General features: G+C 60.1%; 15 protein-coding genes and 1 tRNA gene. 8 read left to right on the forward strand and 8 right to left on the reverse strand.

Annotation, left to right across the window (positions count from 1 at the left end; genetic code table 11):
• Positions 1-292 precede the first annotated feature (292 nt).
• Together EGJ27_RS14740 and EGJ27_RS14750 are read left to right on the forward strand one after the other, a co-directional pair.
• Positions 293-1,054 (forward strand): spermidine synthase, encoded by a 762-nt coding sequence (locus tag EGJ27_RS14740; protein WP_125831480.1) that lies wholly within the window; start codon positions 293-295, stop codon positions 1,052-1,054.
• 522 nt (positions 1,055-1,576) lie between these two features.
• Complete coding sequence (locus EGJ27_RS14750; RefSeq protein WP_177523028.1) at positions 1,577-3,280, forward strand: DEAD/DEAH box helicase; 1,704 nt, start codon at positions 1,577-1,579, stop codon at positions 3,278-3,280.
• An 87-nt stretch (positions 3,281-3,367) separates the two neighbouring features.
• On the opposite strand, the gene EGJ27_RS14755 is transcribed toward EGJ27_RS14750, so the two are convergent.
• The 4 genes from EGJ27_RS14755 to EGJ27_RS14770 form a co-directional block, all read right to left on the reverse strand.
• Complete coding sequence (locus EGJ27_RS14755) at positions 3,368-3,625, reverse strand: pyocin S6 family toxin immunity protein (RefSeq protein WP_256672847.1); 258 nt, start codon at positions 3,623-3,625, stop codon at positions 3,368-3,370.
• 28 nt (positions 3,626-3,653) lie between these two features.
• Positions 3,654-3,893 (reverse strand): pyocin S6 family toxin immunity protein, encoded by a 240-nt coding sequence (locus EGJ27_RS14760; RefSeq protein ID WP_125831482.1) that lies wholly within the window; start codon positions 3,891-3,893, stop codon positions 3,654-3,656.
• 14 nt (positions 3,894-3,907) lie between these two features.
• Positions 3,908-5,026 carry a colicin E3/pyocin S6 family cytotoxin gene (locus tag EGJ27_RS14765; RefSeq protein ID WP_125831483.1) on the reverse strand — a complete coding sequence of 373 codons (1,119 nt, stop codon included), beginning with the start codon at positions 5,024-5,026 and terminating at the stop codon, positions 3,908-3,910.
• 136 nt (positions 5,027-5,162) lie between these two features.
• Positions 5,163-5,930, reverse strand: a complete 768-nt coding sequence (locus EGJ27_RS14770) for a class III extradiol ring-cleavage dioxygenase (protein WP_125831484.1) — start codon at positions 5,928-5,930, stop codon at positions 5,163-5,165.
• 103 nt (positions 5,931-6,033) lie between these two features.
• On the opposite strand from EGJ27_RS14770, the gene EGJ27_RS14775 reads away from it, so the two are divergent.
• Positions 6,034-6,693 (forward strand): thiopurine S-methyltransferase, encoded by a 660-nt coding sequence (locus EGJ27_RS14775; RefSeq protein ID WP_125831485.1) that lies wholly within the window; start codon positions 6,034-6,036, stop codon positions 6,691-6,693.
• Between the two features lie 101 nt (positions 6,694-6,794).
• Here the strand turns inward: EGJ27_RS14775 and htpX are convergent, their stop codons facing one another.
• Both htpX and EGJ27_RS14785 read right to left on the reverse strand, forming a co-directional pair.
• A complete protein-coding gene (gene htpX, locus EGJ27_RS14780) occupies positions 6,795-7,682 on the reverse strand; it encodes a protease HtpX (protein ID WP_125831486.1) in 888 nt (295 codons plus the stop codon).
• A gap of 266 nt (positions 7,683-7,948) precedes the next feature.
• Positions 7,949-9,160, reverse strand: coding sequence for a pyridoxal phosphate-dependent aminotransferase (locus EGJ27_RS14785; protein ID WP_125831487.1), 1,212 nt, complete (start codon positions 9,158-9,160; stop codon positions 7,949-7,951).
• A 193-nt stretch (positions 9,161-9,353) separates the two neighbouring features.
• Here EGJ27_RS14785 and msrB point away from each other — a divergent pair, with 193 nt between their 5' ends.
• Complete coding sequence (gene msrB / locus EGJ27_RS14790; RefSeq protein WP_125831488.1) at positions 9,354-9,755, forward strand: peptide-methionine (R)-S-oxide reductase MsrB; 402 nt, start codon at positions 9,354-9,356, stop codon at positions 9,753-9,755.
• A 49-nt stretch (positions 9,756-9,804) separates the two neighbouring features.
• A complete protein-coding gene (locus EGJ27_RS14795; RefSeq protein WP_125831489.1) occupies positions 9,805-10,290 on the forward strand; it encodes a glutathione peroxidase in 486 nt (161 codons plus the stop codon).
• A 6-nt stretch (positions 10,291-10,296) separates the two neighbouring features.
• Here the strand turns inward: EGJ27_RS14795 and EGJ27_RS14800 are convergent, their stop codons facing one another.
• Positions 10,297-12,648 (reverse strand): ATP-binding protein, encoded by a 2,352-nt coding sequence (locus EGJ27_RS14800; protein WP_125831490.1) that lies wholly within the window; start codon positions 12,646-12,648, stop codon positions 10,297-10,299.
• Between the two features lie 89 nt (positions 12,649-12,737).
• Here EGJ27_RS14800 and EGJ27_RS14805 point away from each other — a divergent pair, with 89 nt between their 5' ends.
• Entirely contained in the window at positions 12,738-13,628 is an 891-nt protein-coding gene (locus EGJ27_RS14805) for an ATP-binding protein (RefSeq protein ID WP_125831491.1), read from the forward strand.
• Entirely contained in the window at positions 13,625-14,107 is a 483-nt protein-coding gene (locus EGJ27_RS14810) for a GAF domain-containing protein (RefSeq protein WP_125831492.1), read from the forward strand. Before EGJ27_RS14805 ends, EGJ27_RS14810 begins: the two co-directional genes overlap by 4 nt.
• Positions 14,108-14,161: 54 nt before the next feature.
• Here the strand turns inward: EGJ27_RS14810 and EGJ27_RS14815 are convergent, their stop codons facing one another.
• Complete coding sequence (locus tag EGJ27_RS14815; RefSeq protein ID WP_125831509.1) at positions 14,162-14,920, reverse strand: hypothetical protein; 759 nt, start codon at positions 14,918-14,920, stop codon at positions 14,162-14,164.
• Positions 14,921-15,204: 284 nt separating this feature from the next.
• On the opposite strand from EGJ27_RS14815, the gene EGJ27_RS14820 reads away from it, so the two are divergent.
• Positions 15,205-15,277: transfer RNA gene (locus EGJ27_RS14820), tRNA-Glu, on the forward strand.
• The last annotated feature ends 2 nt before the right edge of the window (positions 15,278-15,279 follow it).

Below are 15,279 nucleotides of genomic sequence, written 5' to 3' on the forward strand. Positions count from 1 at the left end.
TGCATCGGGTGTGGTAAAGCGGTTGAAACAACAGCCGCTTGGCATTTGGCCTTGCAAATAAGGGGGCATAACGCCATTAGCTAGGAAAGTTACCATTCGTCGGGTAAGGAATTTCCTACGTTGGAAGTTTGGGGTGAATCGATAAAGGAACTTTTCGCTGTTTAAGCTTCCCGTCGCGCGTCTTCGACGCCCGTATGTAAGCGCTGGTGAAAGGTTGATAAGTGTGACAAAGCGGCGTTCATGAATGACAATTCGCGCTTTGCGCTCGGCGCAGGCGCAACCAGGACAGGTAATGACGGAAGAGCGAGAGCGGGTAGAGCGGATTCTGGCGGAGGTGCACGATGAGTTCGGCATGATTCGCGTGCTGGAAGTGGACGACTACCGCTTTCTGGAATTCGGCGACGCCATCGAGCAGAGCTGCACGTTCACCGCTGACCCCAGCTGGCTGGAGTACGACTACACCCGCGCCATGCTGATCGGCGCCCTGTGTCATGAAGCGCCGGAAACCGCGTTGTTCCTCGGGCTGGGCGCCGGCACCCTGACCCAGGCGTGCATGAAGTTCCTGCCGCTGGATGACGTCGAAGTGATCGAACTGCGCCCGGATGTACCTCGCCTGGCAATGGAGTACCTGGGGCTGGATGACGATCCGCGTCTTTACATACGCATTGGCGACGCCCTTGAATTGCTCGACAGCGCCGAGCCGGCCGACCTGATCTTCGTCGACCTCTACACCGATGTAGGCCCGGGCGTTGGGCACCTGGCCTGGAATTTTCTGCAGGGTTGCCAGCAGCGGCTCAATCCCGGCGGCTGGCTGGTGATCAACCAGTGGGCGTCGGACGACGGCAAGCCGCTGGGCGCGGCGTTGCTGCGCGGGCTTTACCATCGCCATTACTGGGAGCTGCCGGTCAAGGAAGGCAATGTGATCCTGTTGGTACCTGCCGATCTGGAGCAGGCGCTGTCGCTGGATAAGCTGGCCGAACGTGCGCACGAGCTGGCACCCAGGCTTGGCTATTCGTTGCAGACGCTGATCAACGACATCCGTCCGGCAACCTGAGTTCTTCATGGCCTGGAAGCGAGCCATCGCCAGCAAGCTGACTCCTACATGACTCAACGCAGGCCCGGAGCCAGTTCGCAGGCGAAAGGGCCGGTACAGTCGCAACTCGCACACCACCGGTCGTCCGAATCTGTTGATGAGTCATTTGGTCGCATCCCTCGCCGCGCTGGCGCGAGTCCAGGCGCGGATTAGTGAAACGTTTAAGCTAAAGTCCCGTCGACACGGGGCCAGCCGGGGTTCGGGTTCTCTCGAAGCACGCCTCAAGCGCCCGAAACCCGTGGACCCTGCGCATAGCTTTCGAGCAAAAAAAAGACTCACTTGCGCGTGCAATTCCGGTATAGTGCGCGCCGGCCTTAACACGGCCCTCGTCCAGGATTGCAATCTCCCGAAGCCAGCTTCGGCTGCTCGTTCGCTCTGCGAACTATCCTTGGCGATCCATTCATCAAACGTTTTCGCAAATCCCCGCCGACAAAGCAGCCAGGGTGACCTCAAGGTCGTACACGGCACGCGCAGCTTTGAAGCATGGGTCTTTGCGGATGCACTAGAGGCAGACCCATGACCCAGGAAACCGGCGGCTTCGCCGCTCTCGAACTTCATCCCAATATCGTTGCAGCTGTCGTCGCCACAGGCTACGAAGAGCCATCGGCTATCCAGCAGCAATCGATCCCGATCATCCTCGCCGGTCACGACATGATCGGCCAGGCGCAGACCGGTACCGGCAAAACCGCCGCGTTCGCTCTGCCGATCCTGCATCGTATCGACCCGAGCAAGCGCGAGCCGCAAGCCCTTATTCTGGCCCCGACCCGTGAGCTGGCGCTGCAAGTCGCCACCGCGTTCGAGACCTACGCCAAGCAAATGCCGGGCGTAACCGTTGTTGCTGTCTACGGCGGCGCGCCTATGGGCCCGCAGCTGAAAGCCATCCGCAACGGCGCACAAATCGTCGTCGCCACTCCGGGTCGTCTGTGTGACCACCTGCGTCGTGACGAGAAAGTCCTGGCGACCGTGAACCACCTGGTTCTCGACGAAGCGGACGAAATGCTGAAGCTGGGCTTCATGGACGACCTTGAAGTGATCTTCAAGGCCATGCCTGAAACCCGCCAGACCGTTCTGTTCTCGGCGACGCTGCCGCAGTCGATCCGTGCCATCGCCGAGCGCCATCTGCGTGATCCGAAGCACGTCAAGATCCAGACCAAGACCCAGACCGTCACCAAGATCGAGCAGGCTCACCTGCTGGTTCATGCTGACCAGAAGACCTCGGCTGTATTGAGCCTGCTGGAAGTCGAAGATTTCGACGCCCTGATCATGTTCGTCCGCACCAAGCAGGCGACCCTGGATCTGGCAAGCGCCCTTGAAGCGCGTGGCTACAAGGCCGCTGCGCTGAACGGCGACATCGCCCAGAACCAGCGTGAGCGCGTGATCGAGTCCCTCAAGGACGGTCGCCTGGACATCGTGGTGGCAACCGACGTTGCTGCTCGTGGCCTGGACGTTCCGCGCATCACTCACGTGTTCAACGTTGACATGCCTTACGATCCTGAGTCCTACGTTCACCGTATCGGCCGTACCGGTCGTGCGGGCCGCGAAGGTCGCGCACTGCTGCTGGTCACCCCGCGTGAGCGCCGCATGCTGCAAGTGATCGAGCGCGTAACCGGTCAGAAGGTTGCCGAAGTTCGCCTGCCGGATGCTCAGGCCGTTCTGGATGCCCGCATCAAGAAACTGACCAACAGCCTGTCGCCGCTGGTTGCCGATGCCGAATCGACTCACGGTGATCTGCTGGATCGTCTGACCGCCGACATCGGTTGCACCCCGCGTGCCCTGGCCGCTGCTCTGCTGCGCAAAGCTACCAACGGTCAGGCCCTGACCCTGGCAGCCATCGAACGCGAGCGCCCACTGGTTCCGAACAACGCCCCGCGTGGCGACCGTCCGGATCGTGGCGAGCGTGGTGATCGTCCAGAGCGTGAGCGTCGTGCTCCGGTTCCACTGGCCGAAGGTCGTGCACGCTGCCGCACCGCGCTGGGCGCGCGTGACGGTATCGCCGCCAAGAACCTGCTGGGCGCGATCCTCAACGAAGGCGGCCTGGCCCGCGAAGCCATTGGCCGCATCCAGGTCCGTGACAGCTTCAGCCTGGTCGAACTGCCGGAAGATGGCCTTGAACGTCTGCTGACCAAACTCAAGGACACCCGCGTTGCAGGCAAGCAGCTGAAACTGCGTCGCTACCGCGAAGACTGATCAACGCCTGAGTTGATCGTCTGAATAAAAAATCCCCGACTGGTTCGGGGATTTTTTTGCTTGTGTGTTGGCTTTACGAGCTGATCTTCACTGATGCGATACTTCAACCCCGATGAATAATTTCAGGTCTTTCGGAAGCTGGTAGCCGATCAGTGCCGACAACCTTTCTGCCTGCTCTACAGTCAGCGGCCATTCGCACTCGGCCAGTGTGTTCAGATTTTTATGACCAAGGAGTCGTACAACTTGCTCGTTGAGAGATTGGTTCAGATCCAACTCAAACCTGAGCGAGTCGTCGTCACTGTCGGTTAGGAATCCGCTAATGCACAGGTGCAATAAACTTCTCATCCCCGATAGGTCTCTTCCCGTTTCTCCATTACGACCGAACGCCGATGAACAGGTCCAGGTCGCGCGGCAGCAGCTCATCAATCACCGACGATATTTTTTCCGCTTGAGCGACCGTCAGCTGAAGATCGCCAGCGATTTCAGCCTCCAGGCTCTTCCAGCCCAAAACGTCCATAACGCGTGGCTCATTTTCGGGGCTTATATCGAGCGAGAACTTAATAAAGTCGTCTTCGTTGTCTGGGGGTAGGAACCCCGTGATTTCCAAGAACATCATCTTCCCCTGTATTACTTTGGTGTTGTGCGACCTGGCTCGGCATCCTTGGTTCGTTCGCCCGAGTTGGGATCAAACTCGCCTAAGTGCTTGCCCTGTTTGTCGTATAGCTCAACTCTGCCATTTTCATAGTCCCACTCGTAGATACGGCCTTTGGGATCTTTCCATCGACTGCGTTTTTTGCCGCCGCCTTTCACACTCGACATCTTTCTCGTAGGAAGCGCATCCGGAAAAGCTGTAAGCGCCTTCGGCGCCGGGTAATAACTATGGTCGCCCCCTACCGGTCGAGCAAACACCAGATAAAGCGACTTCAACCCGGAACCGGCCGGAAACACCACAATGCAGTCTTCGATTGTGATGTCGTCACCGGGAAGACCATCGATCTGGCTGTCTGTGTTTTCCGGGATCGGATGTACGAGGATCGTGGCCAGTTCGTCGCTCTTTTCCGGGTAGGTCAGAGGCGGCAATCCTAAAGGCCCTTCTCGGGGAGTCCAGATGATGCTTATATCGTTCAGCTTCGCTTCCAGGACGGTTTTTCTTTCATTCCATACGGCTTGCACCGTACGCACTGAGTCATCGCCTTTTGCGGTGGTGTGTATGCCATAGACCCTAAGTTCGCCTTCGGGGTCGAGACGAAACTGAAAGCGTACCCGTGTAGAAGCGTGGCTCAACCGGCGCAGTTGATCATCGGTGTAATGGGTGTCGTCGGCCAGCCTGGTGGGAAGCATACCTAGCACGAAGGCGCCTGCCGGACCTTTTGCCCCTCGTATGCCCCAGCTAAGACCTTTCTGCATGATGCCGCCGCCGGCCATGCGCCCAAGTCCAAGGTGGACTCCCAAGGCTGTTGCGATGGCGGTCTCTGCCGAGGGCATGAGCATGGCGCCAGCGATCATGACGGCGCCGAAATTTGTCGCAGGCTCTATAGCGGTGCCTGCATGGGTTTCGCGCCAATTCCCGGGAGTACCGGATTTGGCGAATATCAGATCTGTACGAGGTTTTGGCGTCGGCCATTTTTCCTTTTTAGGGAGAACCGGCGCCTTTTCGGCGGGTTTGTTCCAGGCTGCCCATGAAAAGCCCATTTGGGGCGGCTCGACATTCGAGAACCAGTCGTCTTCAGAATCGTTCCACTCCATTGAAATTCCCTGTAGTCAGTGTCCGGAACGGAGCTTGGCGACCTCGTATTTCAGGATCAACTGTAACCGGTTAGCAAAAATGACCGGGTGTAACCTGATTTGTATATCAGGACGCGCATTGCCGATAACCTGTCCATTACCCAAAGCGGTAAATATCCATCCCCAGCGCCCCCAATGTAAAACCCTGATGCTCAACCGAGAACTCGCCTCCGGCGCCGCGGGCGAAATACAGCGGTAGCAGGTGTTCATCGCTGGGATGGTTGCGTACTGCGTCGGGGGCGAGGTGGCGATAGTCGTGCAAGGCGGTGGTGTCGTCGGCCTGCAGGTTGTCGAGCATCCAGTCGCGAAAGCGCTTCGCCCATGGCTCGACACGCTCGGGACCGGCGTGCCAGTCCAGTTCCCGCAGGTTGTGGGTAATGCTGCCGGAGCCGATGATCAGCACGCCCTGGTCGCGCAACGTGGCGAGCGCCTGGCCGACGCGAGTCTGCAGCGCCGGGCCTTGCTGGCTGGGCAGCGAGACCTGGACCACAGGAATGTCGGCTTGTGGGTACATCAGCGACAGTGGCACCCACACGCCGTGATCGAAGGGCCGTCGGCTGTCGAGGGTTGCGGGCAGGCCTGCGGCGGCAAGCAGCTCGGCAATTTGACGGGACAACTCAGGCGCGCCGGGGGCCGGGTATTGCACGTCGAACAGTGCCTGTGGAAACCCGCCGAAGTCATGCCAGGTTTCCGGAAGCGGATTGGCGTTGACCAGCAGCGCCTTGCTTTCCCAATGGGCAGAGACGATCACGATGGCGCGGGGCTTGGGCAGCTCGGCAGCCAGGCGACGCAGGGCCGGGCCGCTTTCGCCAGGCTCCAGCGCCAGCATGGGCGAACCGTGAGAGATAAACAGGCTGGGGAACATGGTGGTGCTCCTGAAGAAATAAGATGACGTATCTTCAGCCAGATCATTGATCTGAATCTAATATAAGTTTTTCCATGTTTTGATCGAATTATCAGGAGGTTTCATGCAGGCGGAGTTTTGGCAGCAGCGTTGGGACGCGGGGCAGATCGGTTTCAACCAGACTCAGGTCAACGGTCTGCTGCAAGCGTTCTGGCCGACGCTGACGCTTGCCCAGGGCGCTCGCGTGCTGGTGCCACTGTGTGGCAAGAGCGTGGACATGGCCTGGCTGGCGGCGCAGGGCTTTGCTGTGGTGGGCGTGGAGTTGTCGCAGAAAGCGGTGGAGAGTTACTTTGCCGAGCAATCCCTGGAACCGACAATCGTGCAGCGCGGCAGCTTCAAGGTATACAGCGGCGAGCGGGTGGAAATCTGGTGTGGCGACTTCTTCGCGCTGACCGCCCAGGACATTGGCCAGTGTGATGCCTTGTACGACAGGGCGGCACTGATCGCATTGCCCGGGCCGATGCGCGAGCGCTACGTGGCGCACCTCGACTCACTGATGCTTGAAACCAGCACAGGCTTGCTCATCACGCTGGATTACGATCAAGCAAAAATGGATGGCCCGCCGTTCTCGGTACCGCCGGAGTGGGTGAACGCGCATATGTCGGCGGCCTGGGAAGTCAGTGAGCTGGCAGTGGAAGATGCATTGCCCAGCACCCCCAAAGCGTCGGGCGCCGGTTTGTCTCGTGTGGACGAAAGGGTATACCGCCTGACGCGCAGGCGCTGATCGGCACCTGCCCGGTTCTCCCTCCCGCACAATGCCGCGTGAAATTGTGCTTCAAAAAAAAAGGGCGACTCACGTCGCCCTCATTGGTTGCGGTGCAGCTATCAACCGCGGTTACGCAGCGCCTCGATACGGACTTCCAGCGGCGGGTGGCTCATGAACAAGCCGGCCAGACCGTGCTTGAGACCGCCGTTGATACCGAACGCGGTCAGGCTGTCGGGCATGTTGACCGGCACGCCCTGCTCGGAACGCAGGCGTTGCAGCGCACTGATCATGGCCGATGTACCCGCCAGACGCGCGCCGGCTTCGTCCGCGCGGAATTCGCGCTTGCGAGAAAACCACATCACGATGGCGCTCGCCAGGAAACCCAGTACCAGTTCGGCGAAGATGGTAGTGATGTAGTAGGCAACGCCCTGGCCGTTCTCAGTCTTGAAAATCACCTTGTCGACGAAATTGCCGATGATGCGGGCAAAGAACATGACGAAGGTGTTTACCACGCCCTGCACCAGCGCCAGGGTCACCATGTCGCCATTGGCCACGTGGCCGATTTCATGGGCCAGCACGGCCTTGACTTCATCGGGCGAAAAACGCTCCAGCAGGCCCTGGCTGACGGCGACCAGCGCGTCGTTCTTGTTCCAGCCGGTGGCGAAGGCGTTGGCTTCATAGGCCGGGAAAATACCGACTTCGGGCATCTTGATTCCCGCGTCCCGGGACAGTTGCTCCACGGTCTGCAGCAGCCATTGCTCATGCCGGGTACGCGGCTGAGTGATGATCTGAGTGCCGGTACTCATCTTCGCCATCCATTTGGAGATGAACAGTGAGAACAGCGAGCCGGCGAACCCGAACACGGCGCAGAAGACCAGCAGCTGATTGAGGTTGAGATCAACCCCGTTGGCCGCCATGAACCCATTGAAGCCAAAAAGGCTCAAGGTGATGCTGGCAATCAGCACGACCGCAAGGTTAGTGGCCAGAAACAGCAAAATGCGCATCATGGTCGAAACGTTCTCCTCGGAGTAAATGTGTAACCGGATGCGGGGTATATAAGGTGATGCCCGCCGCTATTCAACCGAGGGACTATTTCAAACTATGTCGTTTCGGTTGATGTGATCATGGACCGCAGCAGCTGAACGGGACCTGAGCCAACCGGGTGTGCGTGTGGCGGCCCGCAGGCCCGCCCTCGCGGGTGACGAGCGGTCCTGAAAATAAACGACCCCGACCGGAGTCGGGGCCGTGGGCAAGGCAGGTACCGGTGCCGGGATTACTGGCGGTAGCCCTTGACGAAGCTGCCGATCCGGCCGATGGCCTGTTCCAGATCGTCGACCCGTGGCAGGGTCACGACGCGGAAGTGATCCGGCCACGGCCAGTTGAACGCCGTGCCCTGAACGACCAGCAGTTTTTCCGACAACAGCAGGTCGAGCACGAATTTCTCGTCGTTGTGGATCGGACAGACTTTGGGGTCGATACGCGGGAATGCATACAGCGCACCCATCGGCTTGACGCAGCTGACGCCCGGGATGTCGTTGAGCAGTTCCCACGTCCGGTTACGCTGCTCCAGCAGGCGGCCTTGCGGCAGCACCAGGTCGTTGATGCTCTGGTAGCCGCCCAGCGCGGTCTGGATGGCATGCTGGCTCGGCACGTTGGCGCACAGGCGCATGTTGGCGAGAATATCGATGCCTTCGATGTAGCTCTGGGCGTTGTGCTTGGGTCCGGAGATGGCGATCCAGCCGGAACGGAAACCGGCCACCCGATAGGATTTGGACAGGCCGTTGAAGGTCAGGCACAGCAGGTCCGGCGCCAGCGAGGCGGTGCAGATGTGCACGGCATCGTCGTACAGGATCTTGTCGTAGATTTCGTCGGAGAACACCACCAGGTTGTGCTGGCGAGCCAGCTCCAGCATGCCCAGCAGAACTTCCTTGGAATACACCGCGCCGGTGGGGTTGTTCGGGTTGATGATGACCATGGCCTTGGTGTTCGGCGTGATCTTGGCCTTGATGTCCTGCAGGTCGGGCCACCAGTTGGCCTGTTCGTCGCACAGGTAATGCACCGGGTTGCCGCCGGCCAGGCTGACGGCCGCCGTCCACAGCGGGTAGTCCGGAGCCGGGATCAGCACCTCGTCACCGTTGTTGAGCAGCGCCTGCATCGACATCACGATCAGCTCGGAAACGCCGTTGCCCAGGTAGATGTCTTCGATACCGACACCCTCGACCTGCTTTTGCTGGTAGTACTGCATGACCGCCTTGCGGGCGCTGAACAGCCCTTTGGAGTCACTGTAGCCCTGTGCGGTCGGCAGATTGCGGATCACGTCCTGCAGAATCTCGTCCGGCGCTTCGAAACCAAACGGTGCCGGATTGCCGATATTCAGCTTGAGGATGCGATGGCCTTCCTCTTCCAGGCGTTTGGCGTGCTTGAGCACCGGCCCGCGAATGTCATAACAGACGTTAGCGAGCTTGTTCGATTTGCTGAACTGCATGGTGATTGATCCCGAAAATGGTCGTGCTGTTGCCGGCTTGCAATGAAGGTCGCAGGACCAAACGCCGTGAAAATGGGTTTGTGTGCGACAAACGCGGGTGCCAGACTGATGCCCGGCAAAGGCGCAATCATACGTGCCACCTGTTCTGCGGAAAAGACACAGATCAGGCTTTTTCAGATTCGGAGGTGTACCTGTGGACAAGCTCAACAAGACGCTCGAAGAGTGGAAGCAGATGCTCGACCCCGAGCAATACAACGTCTGTCGCCTGAAAGCGACCGAACGTCCTTTCACCGGCCAGTACAACAGCACCAAGACCGCAGGCGTCTACCATTGCGTCTGCTGCGACGAGCCGCTGTTCGACTCGCAGACCAAGTTCGACTCCGGATGCGGCTGGCCCAGTTTCTATGCGCCGATCGAAGGCAGTGCGGTGGTCGAGGTGCGCGATGTCAGCCACGGCATGATCCGCACCGAGGTGGTATGCGCCAAATGCGACGCGCATCTGGGCCATGTTTTTCCTGACGGTCCGCCGCCCACCGGCCTGCGTTATTGCATCAACTCGGTGTGCCTGAACCTGGTGCCACGGGACGCGGCGTGACGGTGGCGTGGTTACATCAAGGCTTTCTGTTCACTGCGAGGACGCTGTCATGAGCGAACCATTGCTGGGCATTCCGTGCACGACCATCAAGGGCGAGCAGAAAACGCTCTCCGACTTTGCCGGCAAAGCGGTGCTGGTGGTCAATACCGCCAGCAAGTGCGGTTTCACCCCCCAGTACAAAGGGCTGGAACAGCTCTGGCAGACCTACAAGGATCAGGGGCTGGTGGTGCTGGGTTTTCCCTGCAACCAGTTCGGCAAGCAGGAGCCGGGCAACGAGGGTGCCATCGCCGAGTTCTGCGAGGTCAACTACGGCGTCACGTTTCCGCTGTTCAAGAAGATCGATGTCAACGGCAGCGGCGCTCACCCTTTGTTCGTGCAGCTCAAGAAGCAGGCGCCGGGGCTATTGGGCTCCGAGTGGATCAAGTGGAATTTCACCAAGTTCCTGATCGGCAAGGACGGCCGGCTGGTGAAGCGTTTCTCGCCACTGACCAAACCGCAGGAGCTCGAGGGCGAGATCGAGTCGTTGCTCAAGTGACCGGTGTCAGCTGTCCTGTGTGACCGGTATCCACTGTTCCAGCACGTTCAGCAATTCCGCACGGCGGAACGGCTTTGCCAGATAGTCGTTCATGCCCGCAGCCCGGCAGCGTTCCCGTTCCTCGGGCATGGCGTTGGCGGTCAGTGCCACGATCGGCAACTGGGGCCAGCGCCCGCTGCTACGGATCTGTCGACTGGCCTCATAGCCATCCATGACCGGCATGTTGCAGTCCATCAGGATCAGGTCGAACCGACTGCGCTCCAGCTCTTGCAGGGCTTCGCCGCCATGCCCGCTGATGATGACGTCGCAGCCCAGCTTGCTGAGCATCCCCTTGGCAACCAGTTGATTGACCGGATTGTCCTCCACCAACAGGATTCTTACCGGGCGCAGGGCGGCCAGCTCTTCGCTGGGCGGCACGGCGGCGCCTGTGTCTTCGTGATGCAGCGCACGGCGCAGGGTCTGATAAAGCGCACCGCGCGCCAACGGGCGGGCCTGCTGTTGCAGCGGGGCGAGGGCGGCAACCTGTTCGCCGGGCATGAAATTGCCATAGGCCGTCACCAGCAGGATCGGCGCCGGCGTGGCCGGGCGGATGCTGAACAGGCATTCGGGGCAGTCGGTGATCACCAGGTCGGCGGCGGTGTCGTGGCCCAGATTGATGATTTTTTCATCGGTTCCCAGCCGTTTGAACGTAATGCCCCAGGCGGGCAGCAGATTGCCCAACAACTCCACCAGACCGCTACCTGCGGTGCTGACCACCGTCACCCGGCCTTTGAGTGGGCCGGGAACAATGGCAGGCAGGTGGACGGGAAGCGGCAGCTCGGCGACGAACACACTGCCGAAACCTGACTGGGACTGAATGCTCAGACGCCCGCTCATGGCTTCGCACAGGTTGTGGGTCAGCGCCAGGCCCAATCCGGTGCCGCCGAACTGGCGGGTGATTGCCGCTTCGGCCTGGGTGAATGGCTGGAAGATCCTGGCCTGGGCGTCCGTGGCGATGCCGATGCCGGTGTCACGCACTTCGATCCTGACGCGATTTTCCCGGGTATCCGCGTCGACAGTGCTGGTCAGGCGTACATCCACCCGGCCGAAGCGGGTGAACTTCAACGCATTGGACAGCAGGTTGCTGACCACCTGGCGCACTCGGGTCGGATCGCCGATGACCATGGCGGGAAAGTCCGGCGGTATCAGGCACGTCAGTTCCACGCTCGGGGCGGCATTCTGTGACAGCAGGCTGGCTGTATCTTCGACCAGATTGCCCAGGTCGAACGGAATGCGCTCGATCTCCAGGTGCCCGGCGTTGAACTTGGACAGGTCGAGAATATCGTTGAGCAGCTCCACCAGGACCTTGCCGGAGTCATGGGCGATCATCAGTTGCTGGCGTTGCTCGGCGCTCAGTGGCCCGTCCATCGACAGCGCCAACATGCCCAGCAGACCGTTGAGCGGCGTACGTATCTCGTGGCTCATGTTGGCGAGGAAGGCCGAGCGGGCCTGGGCCATGTCCATGGCGGTACTGCGTGCCAGTTGCAGCTCTTCGTTGGACTGACTCAGGCGCAGGTTACTGGCCTTGAGCTCATTGGTGCGCGCCGAGACGATATCTTCCAGCTCGTTGAGGTGATCGGTCAGACGGTTTTCCGCCTCCAGGCGCCTGGAGAATTCAGTGGACATGGATTCGATCTGGCGGTTGAACGCTTCGACCAATACGCCGATCTCGTCCTGCTCATGATGAGGCGGGCAAGTGATCTTCTGCCGGGTCGGGCTGCGCGGGTCGTGACTGATCAGGTCGCGAATGACCCGCACCAGCGGTTTGGTCAGTGTCGTGTAGAACAGAATGGTCAGGATGCCGGCCAGCGCCAGGCTGCGCACGAAACCGTTGAGCAGCGTGATCTCTGCGCGCTGCAGGAAATGACTGCCGAAGGCGAAGGTGTCGACTTCCAGGTACAGCGTGCCGATGTTTTCGCCGGGCAGATGATCCAGATCCAGGATTTCTGCGAACCGCCGGTTCTCGCCGAACAGCCAGTCGCTGAGCACGCGGTAGCGTCCACTGGCAGGCGGGCGCTCGACGCTGGAGAGCACCATATTGTTGTTGTCGGTGAGGCGGGCGCCGATCACGGCCGGCGATTGCAAAAGGCCCAGGGTCAGTTCCTGGGCCAGCTCGGCATCGATGTTGTAGGCGATACGCGAAGCGGGGTTGTGGCTGATTTCCAGCAGCGAGTTAATTTCACGATCGATGGAGGCATCTTCGCTGGCATAATCGAGGGCAATCTGCAGCAGGCTGAGCAAGGTTCCCAGGACAAAGCCGATCAGGACCGCCAGGCGAGCCTGTTTGAATGACAGCCGGTTGGTGAGCGGAATGTCCATGAATGCCTACTGCCATGTCGAATGCCCAATGCCGGCCAAGCATAGCCGATAGCGCTTGCCGGTTAATCAGTTAAATATGAGGAGAAACCGTGGATTCTCGGTTGAACGCTTTTCTGGAGAGGGCCGACGCTGTGCTGGCCCGGCTGGAACCGTTGCTCCCCGCGCTGCGCGAATCGGTCGATTGGTCGCAGGCGCTGGCTGCACGATGGGTGAGGGAAGGGCGCAGCGGGTACCTGATGCCGCTCGAGGTCAGCCTCGATATGCGCATGAGCGACCTGATCGGCGTCGATCTGCAACGCGACCAGTTGGCGCGCAACACGCGCCAGTTCCTCGACGGCCTGCCCGCCAACCATGCCTTGATGTGGGGTTCGCGTGGCACCGGCAAATCTTCGCTGGTTCGCGCATTGCTGGCAGAGTACGCCGGTGCCGGCCTGCGCCTGATCGAGATCGAACGCGATCATCTGGGTGATCTGCCGCGGGTGGTCGAACAGTTGCAAAAGCTGCCGCAACGTTTCGTGCTGTTCTGTGACGACCTGTCGTTCGAATCCGGCGAAGGCGACTATCGCGTGCTCAAGAGCGTGCTCGACGGCTCACTGGAACAGGCGCCGGACAACGTTTTGTTGTATGCCACTTCCAACCGGCGCCACCTGGTGCCCGAGAAGGAAAGCGATAACGCCAACTGGCAACAGGTGGACGGCGAGCTGCACCCCAGTGAGGCGGTGGAGGACAAGATCGCACTGTCCGATCGCTTCGGACTGTGGCTGTCGTTCTATCCATTTACCCAGGAGCATTACCTCAATGTCGTGGAGCACTGGATTACCCAGCTGGCCGAGAAGGCCGGGCTGGGCTGGCAGCGCGACGAGGAACTGGACAAGGCCGCCGTCCGCTGGGCGACCGGCCGCGGCAACCGCAACGGCCGCTGCGCTTATCAATTCGCCCGTTACTGGGTAGGTCTCAAATTGCTGGAGCAACACCCATGATCGATCTGCAACACACCGGCGCCGGGCTTGACGGCTACCGTCTGCTCGCTGCCCAGCTGGAAGCACTGCTGGCCGACGAGCGCGATTTCATCGCCAACGCGGCACAGTTTTCTGCCTTCCTCTATACCCAGCTCGATGATCTGAACTGGGCCGGCTTTTATCTCAACCGCGATGAAGAACTGGTGCTCGGGCCGTTCCAGGGTCAGATCGCCTGTGTGCGTATTCCCTTCGGCCGGGGTGTGTGTGGCGCCGCGGCGCAGAGCCGGCAGACCCAGCGGGTCGAAGACGTGCACGCGTTTCCCGGCCACATCGCCTGCGACAGTGCGTCGAACAGTGAACTGGTGGTGCCGTTGGTCAAGGAGGGGCGCCTGATTGGCGTGCTGGACCTGGACAGTCCGAGCCTCAAGCGTTTCACAGAAGTGGATCAGGAAGGGATCGAGCGTCTGGCGCAGATCTTTCTCGCGGCTACCGACTGCTGAGTCGGTGCGCGGCCGCTGTGCATGGGCGGGCCATGCGCAGCGGCGGGGCGGTCATCAATCGTAGATGACTTTCTTCTTCCATTCCGATTCGGTGTCGTCAGCCTTCAGGCCTTCGGTCAGGGCGTTGTCGTCATCATCGGTCGGTGCGATGTTGGTCAGTACCATCGAGTTGGCGCGTGCCAGTTGTTTCTCCATTGCCTGCAGCTGCTGCTGATAGGTAACCGGGTCCGGCTGGTTGCGCAGATACTGCACGCCACGCTCGAATGCCAGGCGCGCCTGACCCGGCTGCTCCTGAGCCAAGGCTGCCTGCCCCAGGTTATTGAAGAACTCGATGTGCAGGCTGACCAGAATGGTGCGGATCTCGCGGATCCAGTGCTTGGCTTCGCTGGTCGGCAGGAAACCGTCGTGGGCCGCGCGGGTCACCTGACCGTGCAAGGCTTCGAGCAGGAAGCGCACGTCCTTGGCCTTGGCCTCGGTCTGGATCGGGCTGACCGGATTGGTCACCGGAATGCGGTCACCCAGGTTGACCAGCTCTTCCAGTTCGGCAACGCGCTGCTTGAGCTGCGCGTTGTTCTTTTCCAGCGCGAGCATACGCTGTACCACGTTGAGTTCCAGGCGCGCCAGCAACAGCTTGAGCGCGGGAGACATCAACTGGCCAGGGAAGGTCTCGTTGATCTCGGCGCAGCGGCGTAGCCGGTCACCCAGTTCGACCTTGCTGCGGGCCTTGTCCAGTTTGCTGTTTTCAGCGACGTGATTGAGGTAGCCGATCGCGATCAGCAGCGCGATGCCTGCTACTACCATCAGCGTGATCATGAGTGGTGTCACTGCGCAAACCTCATTTATTCAAGTAATTTTCACGCGAGTGTAGTGGCTAACCACTATCGCGCATAGACATGCTCGTCGGACTTCGCACGCATCGCTTCTTTATACGTGTTGTATATCGGCCGCCGAATGAAAGCCTGAAGAGGCGTGAAGTCATTGATTTCAATAAATTTTCATTAGGGGGTTGACGACCTCCAAAACCATCCATAGAATGCGCGCCACTTACAGCGTAAAGCACACAGCGAAGCGCAGTAAGTAGTGAATGTTGTACGTGTGTCCCCTTCGTCTAGTGGCCTAGGACACCGCCCTTTCACGGCGGTAACAGGGGTTCGAGTCCCCTAGGGGACGCC

This window comes from Pseudomonas sp. v388, assembly GCF_003935425.1.
In the GTDB taxonomy this organism is placed as follows: Bacteria; Pseudomonadota; Gammaproteobacteria; order Pseudomonadales; family Pseudomonadaceae; genus Aquipseudomonas.

What these genes read in the sequence shown, in the direction of transcription:
- EGJ27_RS14800 (WP_125831490.1), bottom strand. Translation starts at nt 12,648, where the DNA reads ATGGACATTCCGCTCACCAACCGGCTGTCATTCAAACAGGCTCGCCTG.
- EGJ27_RS14775 (WP_125831485.1), top strand. Translation starts at nt 6,034, where the DNA reads ATGCAGGCGGAGTTTTGGCAGCAGCGTTGGGACGCGGGGCAGATCGGT.
- EGJ27_RS14740 (WP_125831480.1), top strand. Translation starts at nt 293, where the DNA reads ATGACGGAAGAGCGAGAGCGGGTAGAGCGGATTCTGGCGGAGGTGCAC.
- EGJ27_RS14815 (WP_125831509.1), bottom strand. Translation starts at nt 14,920, where the DNA reads ATGATCACGCTGATGGTAGTAGCAGGCATCGCGCTGCTGATCGCGATC.
- EGJ27_RS14765 (WP_125831483.1), bottom strand. Translation starts at nt 5,026, where the DNA reads ATGGAGTGGAACGATTCTGAAGACGACTGGTTCTCGAATGTCGAGCCG.
- htpX (WP_125831486.1), bottom strand. Translation starts at nt 7,682, where the DNA reads ATGATGCGCATTTTGCTGTTTCTGGCCACTAACCTTGCGGTCGTGCTG.
- EGJ27_RS14770 (WP_125831484.1), bottom strand. Translation starts at nt 5,930, where the DNA reads ATGTTCCCCAGCCTGTTTATCTCTCACGGTTCGCCCATGCTGGCGCTG.
- EGJ27_RS14810 (WP_125831492.1), top strand. Translation starts at nt 13,625, where the DNA reads ATGATCGATCTGCAACACACCGGCGCCGGGCTTGACGGCTACCGTCTG.
- EGJ27_RS14785 (WP_125831487.1), bottom strand. Translation starts at nt 9,160, where the DNA reads ATGCAGTTCAGCAAATCGAACAAGCTCGCTAACGTCTGTTATGACATT.
- EGJ27_RS14760 (WP_125831482.1), bottom strand. Translation starts at nt 3,893, where the DNA reads ATGTTCTTGGAAATCACGGGGTTCCTACCCCCAGACAACGAAGACGAC.
- EGJ27_RS14755 (WP_256672847.1), bottom strand. Translation starts at nt 3,625, where the DNA reads ATGAGAAGTTTATTGCACCTGTGCATTAGCGGATTCCTAACCGACAGT.
- EGJ27_RS14795 (WP_125831489.1), top strand. Translation starts at nt 9,805, where the DNA reads ATGAGCGAACCATTGCTGGGCATTCCGTGCACGACCATCAAGGGCGAG.
- EGJ27_RS14750 (WP_177523028.1), top strand. Translation starts at nt 1,577, where the DNA reads ATGGGTCTTTGCGGATGCACTAGAGGCAGACCCATGACCCAGGAAACC.